This window comes from Paenibacillus sp. FSL R7-0210, assembly GCF_038009085.1.
Taxonomy (GTDB): domain Bacteria; phylum Bacillota; class Bacilli; order Paenibacillales; family Paenibacillaceae; genus Paenibacillus_AQ; species Paenibacillus_AQ silagei.
This window is the reverse complement of the sequence record NZ_JBBPAR010000001.1, coordinates 1,775,435-1,789,874: the sequence shown is the minus strand read 5'-3', so window position 1 is coordinate 1,789,874 and position 14,440 is coordinate 1,775,435. Positions and strand designations below refer to the sequence as shown.

General features: G+C 47.1%; 16 protein-coding genes. 7 read left to right on the top strand and 9 right to left on the bottom strand.

The window, feature by feature from the left end:
• Positions 1-96 precede the first annotated feature (96 nt).
• Positions 97-993: an AraC family transcriptional regulator gene (locus MKY64_RS07670; protein WP_340952030.1), complete on the bottom strand. Its 897-nt coding sequence runs from the start codon at positions 991-993 to the stop codon at positions 97-99.
• A gap of 275 nt (positions 994-1,268) precedes the next feature.
• Between MKY64_RS07670 and MKY64_RS07665 the strand changes: the two genes are divergently transcribed.
• Complete coding sequence (locus MKY64_RS07665) at positions 1,269-1,622, top strand: hypothetical protein (RefSeq protein ID WP_036733435.1); 354 nt, start codon at positions 1,269-1,271, stop codon at positions 1,620-1,622.
• 303 nt (positions 1,623-1,925) lie between these two features.
• On the opposite strand, the gene MKY64_RS07660 is transcribed toward MKY64_RS07665, so the two are convergent.
• Positions 1,926-2,420, bottom strand: a complete 495-nt coding sequence (locus MKY64_RS07660) for a sensor histidine kinase (RefSeq protein ID WP_340952027.1) — start codon at positions 2,418-2,420, stop codon at positions 1,926-1,928.
• Between the two features lie 392 nt (positions 2,421-2,812).
• Between MKY64_RS07660 and MKY64_RS07655 the strand changes: the two genes are divergently transcribed.
• Both MKY64_RS07655 and MKY64_RS07650 read left to right on the top strand, forming a co-directional pair.
• Positions 2,813-3,823 (top strand): matrixin family metalloprotease, encoded by a 1,011-nt coding sequence (locus MKY64_RS07655; protein ID WP_155991607.1) that lies wholly within the window; start codon positions 2,813-2,815, stop codon positions 3,821-3,823.
• 102 nt (positions 3,824-3,925) lie between these two features.
• Positions 3,926-4,294 carry a hypothetical protein gene (locus MKY64_RS07650; RefSeq protein WP_036728370.1) on the top strand — a complete coding sequence of 123 codons (369 nt, stop codon included), beginning with the start codon at positions 3,926-3,928 and terminating at the stop codon, positions 4,292-4,294.
• 112 nt (positions 4,295-4,406) lie between these two features.
• On the opposite strand, the gene MKY64_RS07645 is transcribed toward MKY64_RS07650, so the two are convergent.
• Together MKY64_RS07645 and MKY64_RS07640 are read right to left on the bottom strand one after the other, a co-directional pair.
• The gene (locus tag MKY64_RS07645) at positions 4,407-5,732 is read right to left on the bottom strand and encodes a sensor histidine kinase (protein WP_340952020.1); all 1,326 of its coding nucleotides are present in this window, start codon (positions 5,730-5,732) and stop codon (positions 4,407-4,409) included.
• Positions 5,733-5,734: 2 nt separating this feature from the next.
• Positions 5,735-6,448 (bottom strand): response regulator transcription factor, encoded by a 714-nt coding sequence (locus MKY64_RS07640; protein ID WP_340952018.1) that lies wholly within the window; start codon positions 6,446-6,448, stop codon positions 5,735-5,737.
• A 196-nt stretch (positions 6,449-6,644) separates the two neighbouring features.
• Here MKY64_RS07640 and MKY64_RS07635 point away from each other — a divergent pair, with 196 nt between their 5' ends.
• Positions 6,645-7,550 (top strand): serine protease, encoded by a 906-nt coding sequence (locus MKY64_RS07635; RefSeq protein WP_340952016.1) that lies wholly within the window; start codon positions 6,645-6,647, stop codon positions 7,548-7,550.
• A gap of 222 nt (positions 7,551-7,772) precedes the next feature.
• Here the strand turns inward: MKY64_RS07635 and MKY64_RS07630 are convergent, their stop codons facing one another.
• Entirely contained in the window at positions 7,773-8,360 is a 588-nt protein-coding gene (locus MKY64_RS07630; RefSeq protein WP_340952013.1) for a TetR/AcrR family transcriptional regulator, read from the bottom strand.
• Positions 8,361-8,529: 169 nt separating this feature from the next.
• On the opposite strand from MKY64_RS07630, the gene MKY64_RS07625 reads away from it, so the two are divergent.
• Entirely contained in the window at positions 8,530-9,516 is a 987-nt protein-coding gene (locus MKY64_RS07625) for an NADP-dependent oxidoreductase (protein ID WP_340952011.1), read from the top strand.
• Positions 9,517-10,030: 514 nt separating this feature from the next.
• Here the strand turns inward: MKY64_RS07625 and MKY64_RS07620 are convergent.
• Both MKY64_RS07620 and MKY64_RS07615 read right to left on the bottom strand, forming a co-directional pair.
• The gene (locus tag MKY64_RS07620; protein ID WP_340952009.1) at positions 10,031-10,489 is read right to left on the bottom strand and encodes a DUF6756 family protein; all 459 of its coding nucleotides are present in this window, start codon (positions 10,487-10,489) and stop codon (positions 10,031-10,033) included.
• A gap of 9 nt (positions 10,490-10,498) precedes the next feature.
• Complete coding sequence (locus MKY64_RS07615; protein ID WP_340952006.1) at positions 10,499-10,954, bottom strand: CPBP family intramembrane glutamic endopeptidase; 456 nt, start codon at positions 10,952-10,954, stop codon at positions 10,499-10,501.
• A 470-nt stretch (positions 10,955-11,424) separates the two neighbouring features.
• On the opposite strand from MKY64_RS07615, the gene MKY64_RS07610 reads away from it, so the two are divergent.
• Both MKY64_RS07610 and MKY64_RS07605 read left to right on the top strand, forming a co-directional pair.
• A complete protein-coding gene (locus MKY64_RS07610) occupies positions 11,425-11,853 on the top strand; it encodes a MarR family winged helix-turn-helix transcriptional regulator (protein ID WP_036733420.1) in 429 nt (142 codons plus the stop codon).
• A gap of 22 nt (positions 11,854-11,875) precedes the next feature.
• On the top strand, positions 11,876-12,514 hold the full coding sequence (locus MKY64_RS07605) for a nitroreductase family protein (RefSeq protein ID WP_340952002.1): 639 nt from the start codon (positions 11,876-11,878) through the stop codon (positions 12,512-12,514).
• Positions 12,515-12,597: 83 nt separating this feature from the next.
• Here MKY64_RS07605 and MKY64_RS07600 read toward each other — a convergent pair whose 3' ends face one another.
• Entirely contained in the window at positions 12,598-13,824 is a 1,227-nt protein-coding gene (locus tag MKY64_RS07600; protein ID WP_340951999.1) for a glycoside hydrolase family 5 protein, read from the bottom strand.
• A 54-nt stretch (positions 13,825-13,878) separates the two neighbouring features.
• Positions 13,879-14,367: a hypothetical protein gene (locus MKY64_RS07595; protein WP_340951996.1), complete on the bottom strand. Its 489-nt coding sequence runs from the start codon at positions 14,365-14,367 to the stop codon at positions 13,879-13,881.
• Positions 14,368-14,440 lie beyond the last annotated feature (73 nt).

Here is a 14,440-nt window from a genome sequence, read left to right as displayed (position 1 = left end):
CGTTTACCGCATGAGATAAGAATATCAAGGAGACGAATACATTTCTTTGCCTACAAGCTCATTCTATTTGTTTATTTAGCTCATTTCCAAGCCCCTTTAGGCATCCTTCTCCAACCTCAGCTGCCGTCTAAACTCTGACGGTGGAAGTCCGAATCTTTCTTTGAATACTTTGGAAAAGTGAGCGATATTTTCGAATCCGGTCGAAAAACAGATATCCGTAACAGATAACGCTGTTTTCGCTAACAGTGCCTTGGCTTTATCTAGCCTTCGATTGCGAACCCATTTGAGCGGGGAGGTGTTGTATATTGCTTGAAAATCCCTTTTGAACGCCGCCAGGCTTCTGCCAGACAAATAGGCCAAGTCGTTAAGGGAAACGGGATTCATGAAGTTCTCCTCCATGATCTTTGTGATGCTGCCTCTGTCCTTGCTTATGGGTTGCATCATTTGATGCAACAAACGATCATTCGAATCTGCTATATGAAACAGCAATTCCATCAGTTTCACACGAACCAGTCCTTCTTTGACGTCGTCAGGGTTCTCGAAATAGGGTTTTAACGACTCGATATAGCTTCCAATGCGGTCATTGATCGGAAAGACTGTTATCGGAACAACATCATTCACGGGATAAAGCGGGTTTAAACCGGCGAATTTGAGAAATTCATCTACGATCTTCTCGTTCAGGAAAAACATCATATAGTCGAGGATGTATTCGGAATCGGGTTCACCCGCTTTCTCGTACTCGACTCCCATTGATTTATGAATAAACATCATTTCGTTGCTCCGCATCGTATATTCTTGATCACCGAAGCGAACTGTATAGACACCCGACTTGACAATTAGCAGAAGATGATCCTGCAAAAAAAAGGTTCCTTTTATGCCTTGCGTGTAAAAGCAGATTTCGATAACGGACATCCCATCCAGCTTTAAGCTCCCTTTTTTATTCGGAAACTTTACCAGTTCATTAGGCACCTTGACCATTTTGCTTGATCTCATAGTCATGGACGTCCCGCCCTACTTGTACCTGCGATTGCTCTAGTTTCCATTTCTTAATCATCCTTTCGGTTATGCCAGTCTGCGCTTACGTTTCAACACTTATCCTTTTAGTATAACTGGAACCCGGCGAGAATACTTTGCTGAAAAGCTCAAACGACTTGTTCATTTAGCTCCAAACGAGCAAGTGCTATAATAGAATGAAAATAAAGGATTAGACTGTGCAAATGTGGGTATGTATTGTTATCACTAACCAGCACAAAAGGGGAGAATAAAACATGGGAGTTTCTGTCTATTACACTTGTACGAGAAATCATAACCTTACGGGCAGTGAGGAGCAGGAGATCAGGGCCATCATTGATAAATACAATGCGGGTTTTGAAATGAAGGATATTGGAGAAACATTTTATGTTTATGACTATGATCAGGATGAACCAACGGTGATCTTTGCAGGTTCGACAAAGCTACCCCTTTCAGACAATTTTGAAGATACATTGAATGCGCTGTATTATTGGTTGGCCTGTTTGACGGATATTAGAAGAAGTATTTCTAGTGGGGATTGGCATGTGCATCTAGATGATACGGATGCTGTTTGGGATGAGGAAACAGGTTGGAAAATGCCGGAAGGTTAGTATTCTAAGGTGGAATATGGTGTTATTCCATTTACATTGTTTTCCTTTGATGATATTAGAAGACACTAAGAAATTTTTCTCTGATTTTGTTTATTTTATAGCTCCAACCTTTTCAAATCTTTTACAGGATACTATTCAAAATCTTGAAGACCATTGGTATGAAGAATGCCGATGAAAAACAAAAAACGCAAGTTGAACGAAAACAGCAGCAGTCTAAGACTTATCCAGTCTTATTCTGCTGCTGTTCCTTTTGATGACTTGTTTTGGGTTAAACTACCGCCCCGCGTCTACACACATAGCACCTCATTCCCCAACCTTCTTCCTAAAACTAAACCGAGCCCCGCCCAGCTCCGAGCGGGAATAGGTCAGCTCTCCGTTCAATCGTGCCGCAATCTGGCGGCAGATAGCTAGCCCGAGACCTGTTACTCCGTTCGCTCCGGTATAGAAACGCTCGAAGACCGCTTCCCGCTCCTCCTCGGCCAGCCCCGGACCGTTATCTTCAATATGGATCGCCCACGCCGCTCCCGGAGCCTCCGGGTCCACCCGGATGACCACTTGATCCGTGGTATGTCTAACCGCATTCTGTAACAGATTGACCAGGATACGGAATAGCTGCTCGCCGGGAATCGTAGCTTGCAGGCTCTCGCCTTCCACGATGAGCTTCAGGTCCCGCCGGTTGGCCTCGGGCATGAGCAGCATGGCGGCTTCTTCGGCCATGGTCCGCAGGTCAACGGTGGCGGCGGGCCAATGCTCATCAACGGCTTCCAGCCGGGAGAGCTGGAGCAGCTTGTCTACCATATCGATTAAGCGCTTGACTGGATGGCTATCGCCTCAAGCCCCTCTTCGTGTCTGGATAGTGAACGTCCAGTAATTCCTGAATTTGAAGTGCCCCATCGACTTTTGTCCATCTTTCGCAAACCTGAAAATGACGTCATCCCGCTAACGGTTCCGTAAAACAAGCTTCCCTTTCGCACGTACTAAAGTCCAGACTGTCAAAGAAAAAATCCCGCGTTTCCTTGGTCAAGGTACTAGTATTCTTAATTGTTTTTTATTGACAATTTTTGTCGAAAATAACCTTTTATTTTTTTGGTGAGTTATGATTATTATGTAAAAACCAAAAAAAATATATCGAAAGAGGAGGTGGTCCTTCATTTAATATATTCACATTTACTAATTTGAGGAGGATAAAAATGAAAAGAAACTTTCTGGTTGGTATAATTACTTTGTTCATAAGTACTTCATTCTTAGTAAGTAATGTGAACGCAGTTCCGGGAACTAATGGGAAATGGCCCAGTAGATTTAACACATTATATATTAATAGTAATAGCATAAACTCTCCTTGGGCTACAGGTGCTGCAAAATGGTATAACAACACAAATTTTAAAGTATCAACTTCTGTAGGTGTCAGTTCAACTTATTATGCCGTCAACGTATTTAATTCTTCTGTAACTTGGGATGGGTTGACTTCTAAGGCTGTAAATAATGGTATACTTCAAAGCGCTATATTAAATTTAAATACCTACTATACATCAAGTAGCATGTTTACAAACAGTATATTAGCTGGAGTGACAGGCCATGAAGTGGGACATTCTCTGGGCTTAACACATACATCAGTTGTAGAAAGCAGTTCAATTATGCATCCATATACTTTTAATAGTGATGGTAGTTTAGCCAGAGCACTTTCACCTTCGTCATCGGATATAGATTTTGTGAATGGACTTTATCCTGCTCTTGCTATTTCTTCTGAAGAGGCTGAATCAGAACTTGAAGATACTAGATATGATTCTTTAGAGGATGGAGTTTATATCCATCCTTCGTGGGCAGTGTATTATGAAGATAAAGAAGCTTTAACAAAAGCTGCTGATCTAGTAGTTAAAGGAAAAGTGATTGGAGAAGCAAAAAGTGACTTTACTAAGGGTGATTACCTCAATTACTCTACCAAAGTCAATATAGAAATTATTGATACTCTAAAAGGAGATGATAGTCCTGGGCAAATCATCACAATCTCTCAGATGGGAGGCACAGATGGTCAAGTAACTGTTTTTTCTGAGTCTTCAACTCACTTAAAGGATAATCAGGAGGCCATTTTATTTTTACGTAAAATAAATGAAAATACATTCATACCGCTTAATGAAGATGATGGTATTTTTATTTATGAATTAGGACAATTTAGAAATATAAAATCTAATAAAGAGTTATAAAATAATCTTGTAAATAATACTTTCTGAGTGACTTCAGAAAGTATTTTTGATTAAGGAAACATTTTCCCCAGAAGTTACGTCATGAAAGAGAGGTGATGATCAATGAAGAAAGTAATAATCTTGTTTTTAATAATCCTTACGGCATGCTCCAATGCTAATAATGCTGGAGATTTAAAAAACAATCCTGCCAATGTAGATGTAAATGTTGAGTCTTCCTTCCCCTACCCTTTAGTAATATGGGACAATCAAAAGTATAAGGTTACAACTGATGAAAAAATCAATATCAACAAAGTTATTGGAGAAATTCTAAACTATTCTACAGATGAAGCCCAAATTAAAGAAGATACTGATAACTTTTCAAACTATTACCCGAAGGGTACTCAAATTTGGTCAATTCAAGGAGTCGATACCAAACAAGCTGTTGCGATTGAATATGAGAAAAACATGTATGTTAAAGCTGTAGTAGAATAGGCGAGAACAGTCTAATTCGGTATGAGGTCAGCTGAATGACAACAGCAGCAGTCTAAGACTTATTTAGTCTTGTTCTGCTGCTGTTACTTTTAATGCGTCTGTCTGTAACACCTCATTCCCCAACCTTCTTCCTAAAACTAAACCGAGCCCCGCCCAGCTCCGAGCGGGAATAGGTCAGCTCTCCGTTCAATCGTGCCGCAATCTGGCGGCAGATAGCTAGCCCGAGACCTGTTACTCCGTTCGCTCCGGTATAGAAACGCTCGAAGACCGCTTCCCGCTCCTCCTCGGCCAGCCCCGGACCGTTATCTTCAATATGGATCGCCCACGCCGCTCCCGGAGCCTCCGGGTCCACCCGGATGACCACTTGATCCGTGGTATGTCTAACCGCATTCTGTAACAGATTGACCAGGATACGGAATAGCTGCTCGCCGGGAATCGTAGCTTGCAGGCTCTCGCCTTCCACGATGAGCTTCAGGCCCCGCCGGTTGGCCTCGGGCATGAGCAGCATGGCGGCTTCTTCGGCCATGGTCCGCAGGTCAACGGTGGCGGCGGGCCAATGCTCATCAACGGCTTCCAGCCGGGAGAGCTGGAGCAGCTTGTCCACCATATCAATCAAACGCTGCGATTGGTTAGTAATGACCTCAAGCCCCTCCTCCTGCGTAACCACCTGATCCTGAATGGCGAACACGAAGCCGTGGATGGACATCAGGGGGGTTTTGAGCTCATGGGAGATATTCTGGAGGAATTCAATCTGGTTCCGCTGATGCTGCTGGATGCGCCCCGACATGGACTGGAAGGTGGTCATCAGCTCCCCGATCTCCGTCCGGTCCCCCTGCGGAAAAGGATTGCCCTGTGCATAGGAAGGCTCATATCGCCCAACGGCTTCCTTCAACCGGTTCAGCGGCCGCACCACCCGCGACACGGCGAACAGCCCGATCGCAAGAATCACCACAAAGCTGGCTCCTATGGACAGCAAAGTGGTCCGCATCAGTGAGCCGTATAAGGCTCGAAGCGAGGACAGCGGCGAATAGATGAAGATTTCATCGGACAGCCCCCTCAGCTTTTCTTGCGCATATAGGACCTTCCTGCCATGCAGGAGGGCAATGCCATTTTTCCCTGTAGGCGTGTAGTGCAGCTGCTTCCCTTCCTCCTTCTCATCGCTGGCATCAATAATCTTCTGATCCGCATCCAGAATCATATAGTCTGCGTTCATCATCAGTCCCTTGACGACATACTTGAACTGCGTGCTGCTCAGATTGTTGAGGTCACCATCGCTGAGCAGCTTCTGCGCCTTCCCCACCTGTCCGTGCAGCTCAGCCTTCACCTGATTCATCAGAATGTCGTCGATCAGACGCACGAATAGCATCACCGTGATCGCAACAGTGACCAGCATGGCAATGCAGAGCGAGAACAGCATTTTACCGCGAATGGTCCGCATGGCTACACCTTCCGCACGGATGCCCGGTATCCGAAGCCCCACACCGTATCAATCAGGAGCGTGGAGTGGTGCTCGGCGAGCTTTTTGCGGATTCTTTTGACCACATCATCTACCACCCGGACATCCCCGAAAAAATCATATTCCCACACCTGCTGGATCAGATGCTCACGCCCGAAGGGCCGTTCCAGGTGAGAGGCCAGGAAGAGCAGCAGATCGAATTCCCGTGAGGTCAAACTCACTTCCTCTGTATTCACCTTCACTGTCCGGTAATCCGCGTCAATCTCCACATTCCCGGACTTACAGACTTCCTTCGCCGTTACCACCTGGGAGGTCTCCTTCGCAGCGGCATTACCCGCTCTAGCCAGACGCAGCATCGACTTCACCCGGCCCACCAGCTCACGCGGATTGAACGGCTTACTCAGAAAGTCACTGCAGCCCAGCTCCAGCCCCTGAATCCGGTCACTCTCCTCGCCCCGTGCAGAGATCATAATAATAGGAAGCTCGGTGAAGGTGCGCAGTTCGGTGAGCAGTGCCAGACCGTCAATGCCGGGCATCATAATGTCGAGAATCAGGCAATCCGGGTACTCTGTACGGACATGCTCAACCAGCGTGCGGCCATTCGAGAACGAAGTCACCTCGTACCCTTCCTTGCGCAAATATTCCGAGAGCAGCTGTAAAATGAACAGATCGTCGTCTACGACTACAATTTTCGCCATCACTTAATCCCCTCTACCGTCCTTAATCTAGCTCTATCATACAGGGTTATATAGGTAGATAAAAGACAGGACTCGTCATAAGCCCCGTCTTCCTCTTCTTCGAAAAAGATGTGGAGCTCTGTTCTTACATATCCGCAGACTGACCGTCACAACATGTCTCACTCTTCAATAGTATAAAACTAAAGGAGGAGTGATTATGACTCGATGGGTTAGCAGATTCCTCTCATGCTTACTGGCTGTTGCGGTTCTAACACTGGGCATCCATATCGCCGCAGCTTCTGCTGTCAGCAAAGTGTCCATTACATCCACGACGGTCACCAAATCCGGTATCAAGGTCCGGCCTTACACCAGTAACCCGGCATTATCCAAGGAGCAGCAAGAGAAAGAGTATCGTAATTACAAAAATCTGACACGTGTCGTGATGATAGAAAAGTATGTACTGTCCGGTCAAGGGACCAAGACAAAGATTGGCATTGGTGCAGGCTTCATGTTACCTGGCGGATACATTGTCACTAATAATCACGTGGCCCCCGCCAGCTATAATGGGAAGAAATTACGCTTCCAAATTACTTTTTATGCGCAAAAATCGGACGGGTATCTGCTTGGCTCACTAGTAGCTACAGATGTGAAGGAAGACCTCTCCCTGCTGAAGATTGACGCTAACAAAATCCCAAAAACCTATCAAGACAGCTATTTCAAGGAGTTCAATCTTGTGCCGGCGCCCAATGAGAAGGTGACGGTCATCGGACACCCTACTAAGCCAATAGGAAATTCAGACACTCGAAATACCAAGAGGTACACCTGGACACCGCTCTACGGAACATTCACCGCCGATGATGTGGCCGTTATCCGGAAGTCGAAAAATGCATCAACACCCGATGTACACACGCACTCCATGGAATTCAATGTGCAGACCTGGCCCGGAAATAGCGGCAGTGCTGTCATAGATTCGAGCGACAAAATAGTCGGCATAATCTCCTCCACGATCCTCGGTGAACCCCGGTCCTTTGCCACCAGTTCGAAGCTTATCTTGCAGTTCATAGAGAACAACCATTTGTCAGAAGCCATTTTTGGACACGCCGCTGACGGAGGTCAGAGTTAGTTAGATGTATAGATCAAAAGCGGGACTCTTCATGAGCCCCGCCTTCGTGGTTATACGTATGTGGCTGCGGAAGTTTGCAAAGGCGACCTGCGGGAATTCTGTGGAACAAGTATGAGTAAAGTATATGAAAATAGTGTTATAGAATGTGAACGGCGGCAACGTCCTTGCCTCCCACAGATTGAAGCTGTAGCCCGATGCCAGGTTATTAGAGCTTGTGCGTGTCTAATGTCGTTCATGGGTTTCCAGCCCCAAACCGTGCATTACATAGGGTCGAGCAACGTCTACGAGCACATCGGGCCGATTACTCTCCCCGGCATTTAACCAATAATGTGCAGCGCCATAGATGGCTGAACCTGTCATGGCCGCCATGATCTTTATATGATGAATGTCTGCCCCCTGGCAGGTATCCCCCTTCATAAAAATACTTTCTATGGTTTGCTGCAGCATTTTCTTGATTTTGTCATCGACCAGCTTAGCCATCGGATTGGAATCTATTCTGCAGATCCGGTAAAAATCTATGATGTATTGGTGCGTCATTATGATCAGCTGGTCACATATATCGTTCGTAAACTCCTGTGCATTCACCACTTGCTCTGGAATCCTCTCATGAAAAGCCTGTTCTGTGACTTCGTCCAGCAAAGCATATTTATCTTCAAAATGGGCATAAAAGGTGGCGCGGTTAATGGTTGCCTCCTGAGCGATGTCCTTGATGGTGATTGCATCAAATCCTTTTCTCTGCAACAAATCTCTGAACGCTGTTCGAATTAACTGTCGTGTGCGCAATACCCTCGGGTCTTCCTGATTTACCATTCCTATTCTCCTTGTTAAACATCAATGTTCGCAATGTGTTGCCTATGCAACGTTCCTCTAACTCTGGCGGTTGAACTCTCAAGCACGCAATATTATCATCTTATCAAACAGATGTTGCTTAAACAATCTGTGAATAATACTTATTGTTTAATTTATGAGGAGGATCATCATGAAAGCTATTGCTTTGACAAGCTTTGGAATTCCCGAAGCGCTAGAAGAACTGGAAGTACCCGTTCCAGTAATCACCGACACACAGGTTCTCGTCGAAATGCGCGCCTCATCCATCAATCCCGCCGATGTTCTGTTTCGCAGCGGTGCAATTCTTGAGAGTCCGGTGGCTGATAAATTTTCGGATCAATTTCAATTGCCGCTTGTTCTTGGTAATGAAGTAGCCGGCATTGTTAAAGAGGTTGGCGGGAAAGTCCGGCATTTCAAGCCGGGGGATCGTGTCATGGGCATGATTCCGCGAGGTTCCTACATGGACTATGTTGCGATGGAGGAGGATCTACTGGCCGTTATTCCTGAGAGTCTCTCCTTCGAAGAGGCTGGCGCCGCGCCTGCCGTTGCCCTGCCGGCCTGGCAAGCGTTGTTTGAACATGGCCGGCTTCAACCGGGGCAACGCATCCTTATTCAAGCTGGTGCCGGAGGAGTCGGACATGTAGCAGTCCAGTTGGCTAAGCAGCATGGAGCATATGTTATCGCAACTGCGAGGGACTATAATCATGATTTCGTCAAAGGACTCGGTGCTGACGAGGTGATCGATTATACGAAAACCGACTTCGCCACCCAAATTACAGAGCCTGTTGATTTCGTATTGGATGCCGCTATGGACCGCGCCACCTTCGGTACCGGGTTACCGGGAGACATCGGAAGGAAGAACTACTCGGTCATCAAGGATGGCGGGACCTATATTTCAGTGGTGGCATTCGCGCTCAATGAATACCCGAAGGTCCGCGGCATTAACGCCTATTTCTTCCAGGCAAGAGCTAACCGTACTGATTTTGAATCCATTGTCCGCCAGATGCAAGAGAATAAATTGAAAATCTATATCCATGAGGCCTATCCCTTCACTGCCCAAGGCCTTCTTCAGGCGTATCGCAAAAGTGAAGAGCCCACCAAACGGGGGAAAATCATCATATCGAAAAATCTTGGATAAATGCCATGACTGGTGGAATGGGAATGTGTAATCTGCATGAAGAAAAAAGCTGTCCCAGAAGCCATGAAACGGCTGCTTGGGATAGCTCTTTATGCTGGAGTAGATTCGGCGTGAGCACTTGGGGGAGGGGGACGCTCCGATTCGGGCCTCAGGCCTACGTGTGTGCAAATGTATGCTGTTTTCCACATACATTTGGCCCACGCGCCTTCAGCGAACCTATTGTATGCTGTTTTCCACATACATTTGGCCCACGCGCCTTCAGCGAACCTATTGTATGCTGTTTTCCACATACATTCCCCCCACACGCCTTCAGCGAACCTATTGTATGCTGTTTTCCACATACATTCGCCCCACGCGCCTTCAGCGAGTCCATTGTATGCTGTTTTCCACATACATTCGCCCCACGCGCCTTCAGCGAGCCCATTGTATGCTGTTTTCCACATACATTCAGGCCTCAGGCCTGCGCGTCAGCAAATGTATAAAAGGAGCTGTCACTTTTGGGACAGCTTCTTTCCTATCTCATCCATCGGTCAATGATCGGCTGGCCGCTCAGGTGCAGCATGTCATGGTGATCTTCGCAGAGGAGCCATTGAAACTTTTTGGAGATCAGGTAATATTCATTGAGGTGGCATAATTCAGGGATCACCTGGAGAACCGTCGCCCTCTTCCCCTCATACAGCCACAGCTTATCATAACAGTCCTCCGCAATGAACCAGATGTATTCATCTTGGATGATGTCTCTTAGTTTGCCATAGTCTTTGTCTGCGAAGCTGGCGCTATGCCGGGGTTCCTGCAGCCGGTTCCAGCCCCAGTGTAATCCCTGCGTATGATGGGTCTTCACCAGAAACCGTTCTTCAATCTCTCTCAAAATGCGTATCCACTTGTCTTTGCCGACTTCAAATAATCCGCACCGGTCCAGCTTCAGCGTCTTGATTAGTTCTTCGATCTCTGTTCGGACAGATAGGGGATTCACAGGTTCACCTCATTTTCCGTTACATAATGGAGTTCTCATCTGAATCACCTTATATTTGAACAACAGCGTAATCCCCAGATTCATCACAAAATGCACAAGCAGCGGGACCAGCAGATTATGCGTCTGCACATGCACCCACCCGAAGACCAGACTTGGGATGGTGATGTTCAGCAGCATCAGCGGCTTAGTATAGTACTGGACATGCATTCCCACAAACAGCACCGTGGTGATTGCGATAGCGATCCAGGGGTTGGGAAGGTAGAGAGTAAGTACATTTTGTATAATTCCCCGGAATAGCAGCTCCTCGAATAAGGCTCCAGCGAACGTGAAGGCCAAAATCGCTGGCAGCGAGTAGTTCTGATAGCTCTTATTGGTTTCGTCAATGTAGCTGGCGGGCGTAAGCAGGGTTAGGATAATTCCGAACAACAGCAGGCTGATTGTTGGAAGGACAACGTATATTGCCAATTGCAGCGGATTTTCAAAGGATAACAGGTCCTGAAGGGTCAGGACATCGTATACGACAAGGGCAGAGATAACGGCTGCGCTGATTAGCGCGAAGGCGAGGAAAACCAGTACAGCGTCTTTAGGTTAGAATTCTTTTTTGCCTGGTGGCGGGGTCATAGTAGCACGATTCATAGTATAGCTTCTCTCCTTATCTTCCAGTTTCTTATTTCTGCACGGACAACAGATGTATCTAAGTACTCAACAGCCTACTCATATTATCTATGTAAAAGACGGTCTTCCGCAAGTTGCTGGTCACGACAATCATAGGTCAGCATCTGCCGGGTAGCCGCTGAGGGTTCATCCAGACGCCTGGGCGCAATACCGCACAAAACTACAGTAATCCAACGCTTGCTTTTTTGCAGCCCATCCCTTATATTATTTGATGTATCAATGATTGATATGTCAATTAATAAGTTGAGGGGAGGGAATAGATGATCACGGGGACCGATGAGAAGAAGTGTATCCTACAAAAAATGCAATTATTGAATACCCGGATCAGCAGCGCTTTTTCCGGCTGTACCGGCCTTAGCGCCTCCCGCTTCCGACTGATGCAGGAGCTGCTTGTCCATGAAGAAGTAAGTCAGAGCGCCCTGCAGAAATCCCTTGGCATTGACGGCGCCGCTGTGACCCGTCATCTCAAGCAGCTTGAACTATTGGCATTTGTCAGCCGGCGCAACTGTCCGGACGATAACCGCATTACCCTCGTAAGTCTCAATGAGAATGGCCGGCAGCATGTTAATCATTTTTTGCAGGCTAATTCAGAAGTCGTGGAAGGACTGTTTGCCGGCTTCGCTACCGCAGAGCGCCAAGCGCTGGCAGATATGCTGGAGCGGATGTACCGTAATGCCCAGAATCTCTAATCTCTCAAAGGAGCTGTCTAATATGAGCAGTATACAAAAAGTACAAGATTTCATGGAAGTGGTTAAAAGCCGCCGGTCGGTCAAGCTTTATGATTCCTCCTTCAAAATTAGCCGTGAGGAAATGACGCAAATGCTGGAAGAAGCTTCACTGGCCCCCTCCTCTGTCAACTTACAGCCTTGGCGTTTTGCCGTGATTGAAAGTCCTGAAGCGAAAGCCAAATTGCTCCCGCTGGCCAGCTCCAACAGCAACCAGGTGGAGACTTCCTCCGCTGTAGTAGCCGTATTCGGTGACCTCAATTTCCCCGAGTTTATGGACGAAATCTTCAGCGACACGGTTGCCTCAGGCTATATGCCACAAGAGGTGAAAGAGCAGTTCATGTCTGCCTACTTGCCCCTCCTGCAAAACTTGTCCTTGGAACAAAAACGCGATACCGTCTTAATTGACGCCGGTCTGGTGTCCATGCAGTTCATGCTGGTTGCCCGTGCGCACGGCTACGACACCAATCCCATAGGCGGATACGATAAAAACCAAATTGCCGCTGCCTTCGGACTTGATGCACAGCGTTATGTGCCGGTCATGTTAATCTCCATTGGCAAAGCTGCGGCCGCCGGTCACCCTTCCACCCGTCTGGCGGTTGAGCGCACGACAGTATGGCACTAAGCCGTACACAGCAGCGGCACCAAAGCAAGAAGCGCTTGGGATGATCCCAAGCGCTTCTTGCTTGTATACCGGCGGAATCCTCTTTATTGCATCCCCTGCATAATGGCATTGATAATGCCTTGCTGGGTGACAGTATTGTTATAACGGTTGAACAGGGCGAAGCCGTGCTGGCCGTTATAGCCATTGTCCCAATAGACGGGCACAGCCTTGTACTTTTTGGCGGTTGCGGTTACGGCTTTGGCATAGGCGGCGCGGTAGATATTATTGCTTGAATCGTAGGATGATTTGTCAATGGAACCGAATTCTCCGATCACCACCGGGTAGCCTTGGGTCGTGAATTTGTTGTACATGGATTGGAGCTGCGAGTTCAGGTAATCCTCCTGTCCCCAGGTGGATTTCTTGGCAGGGTTCGTCGCTGACGCTCCCCACTGCGTGATATTCCCCGATTCTTCACCGGCAAAATCCCAAGGGGAATAGTAGTGGGCGGAAATCATGATTCTTCGCTCAGAAGCTGGGATGGTAGAGGATCTGTAGGTGTCGGTTGGGAGTGCGAAGCCGTAATTACCCGCCGTATAGTCGATGTTCGTATTCCAGCCCGGAATCAGCAGCCATCTGGCACTATTGTTGCCGCCTGTCTGTCTGACCGTATCCACAAAGATCTGATTGTAGGCGTTCAGGTTGGCGTAGTACGCCAGATTCGGATTGTTGTAGTTGCCGTCAAACACCTCGTTCATCGACTCCAAAATAAGCCGCTCCCCATAACCAGCGAACTTATTCGCGATCTGCTGCCAGACCTTCTGGTACTTCTGCTTAATGGCGGTCTGGTTGCCGCTGTTCACCAGGAGCCAGCTGCCCTGAACGGAATTGAAGCCGTCCCCGTGAATATTAATGACGACATACAAGCCTTCATTGTAGGCGTAATCCACGACTGCCTTAACGCGGTCCAGCCATGCCGAGTTGATCGTATAGCCGGGGGCGCTCCCGATATAATTCAGGTAGGAGACCGGGATACGGATCGTTTTGAACCCGGCTGCCTTGACCTTCTGGATCAACTGCGGCGTAATGGTCGGGTTATTCCAGGCGGTCTCACTGGGGATCCCGTTCACCGAAGCTTCAAGCGAGTTGCCCAGATTCCATCCGGCCCCCATCTCGCTGACGATCTGCGAAGCTTGCAATGATCTGAAGTCCGAGGTCAGCGCAGCTGACGCCTCTGCCGCAGATGCGCGGGAACCCGTGCTGCCGAGCAAGGTGGAAGCTAGTAATACTAATGCTAGGCTGTAGACTCCGCATTTTTTGATTTTGGTTAACATATTAGTACCTCCTCTTATAGTAATTGCGTCACACGAAAACGGTTACAAGTTTATTCATTGACGATGAAGTGGCTTGGATTGCATTCTAACGATCAGGCAAGACAGAAGCATCGCTATGGAAATCCCGAACATCAAAATGTATCCATTATAAAACAGAGTATTTGTATATTGATTAATCCAGCCGAAACGAAAAACTATGGAATCCTTATCATTTGTGAAACCGTTTAAGTTTTGTTTTAAGGCACTGATTTTGTTTAGTTCGCCAAAAATAGTAACCCCTAAAGTGACTATTGCAAGAGCTGGAATGACTATCCCCGTGATTGCCTGTGGCTGCTTTCTTAGAGATTCAACAGATTTCAAACCTAAGTTTACGAGGAAAATCGCAAGCAATATCAGGCTAAAAATCAAAACTACTATTCCGGGATTCCCGTTACCTGATGTCCCTTTCCCAAGTCTATACTTAATAGTCGAAATATCGACCGCAAAAATACAAAGTACATTTAACGCCAGCAGTATTATTGTTGACCTATACCTTCTTATCAAAAGAACACCTCCGGTATAATGAATTCCCCGCTAAATACATAATTTTATTACTTAGCGGAGAATGGGTCAACAA

What these genes read in the sequence shown, in the direction of transcription:
- MKY64_RS07670 (WP_340952030.1), bottom strand. Translation starts at nt 993, where the DNA reads ATGAGATCAAGCAAAATGGTCAAGGTGCCTAATGAACTGGTAAAGTTT.
- MKY64_RS07665 (WP_036733435.1), top strand. Translation starts at nt 1,269, where the DNA reads ATGGGAGTTTCTGTCTATTACACTTGTACGAGAAATCATAACCTTACG.
- MKY64_RS07660 (WP_340952027.1), bottom strand. Translation starts at nt 2,420, where the DNA reads ATGGTAGACAAGCTGCTCCAGCTCTCCCGGCTGGAAGCCGTTGATGAG.
- MKY64_RS07655 (WP_155991607.1), top strand. Translation starts at nt 2,813, where the DNA reads ATGAAAAGAAACTTTCTGGTTGGTATAATTACTTTGTTCATAAGTACT.
- MKY64_RS07650 (WP_036728370.1), top strand. Translation starts at nt 3,926, where the DNA reads ATGAAGAAAGTAATAATCTTGTTTTTAATAATCCTTACGGCATGCTCC.
- MKY64_RS07645 (WP_340952020.1), bottom strand. Translation starts at nt 5,732, where the DNA reads ATGCGGACCATTCGCGGTAAAATGCTGTTCTCGCTCTGCATTGCCATG.
- MKY64_RS07640 (WP_340952018.1), bottom strand. Translation starts at nt 6,448, where the DNA reads ATGGCGAAAATTGTAGTCGTAGACGACGATCTGTTCATTTTACAGCTG.
- MKY64_RS07635 (WP_340952016.1), top strand. Translation starts at nt 6,645, where the DNA reads ATGACTCGATGGGTTAGCAGATTCCTCTCATGCTTACTGGCTGTTGCG.
- MKY64_RS07630 (WP_340952013.1), bottom strand. Translation starts at nt 8,360, where the DNA reads ATGGTAAATCAGGAAGACCCGAGGGTATTGCGCACACGACAGTTAATT.
- MKY64_RS07625 (WP_340952011.1), top strand. Translation starts at nt 8,530, where the DNA reads ATGAAAGCTATTGCTTTGACAAGCTTTGGAATTCCCGAAGCGCTAGAA.
- MKY64_RS07610 (WP_036733420.1), top strand. Translation starts at nt 11,425, where the DNA reads ATGATCACGGGGACCGATGAGAAGAAGTGTATCCTACAAAAAATGCAA.
- MKY64_RS07605 (WP_340952002.1), top strand. Translation starts at nt 11,876, where the DNA reads ATGAGCAGTATACAAAAAGTACAAGATTTCATGGAAGTGGTTAAAAGC.
- MKY64_RS07600 (WP_340951999.1), bottom strand. Translation starts at nt 13,824, where the DNA reads ATGTTAACCAAAATCAAAAAATGCGGAGTCTACAGCCTAGCATTAGTA.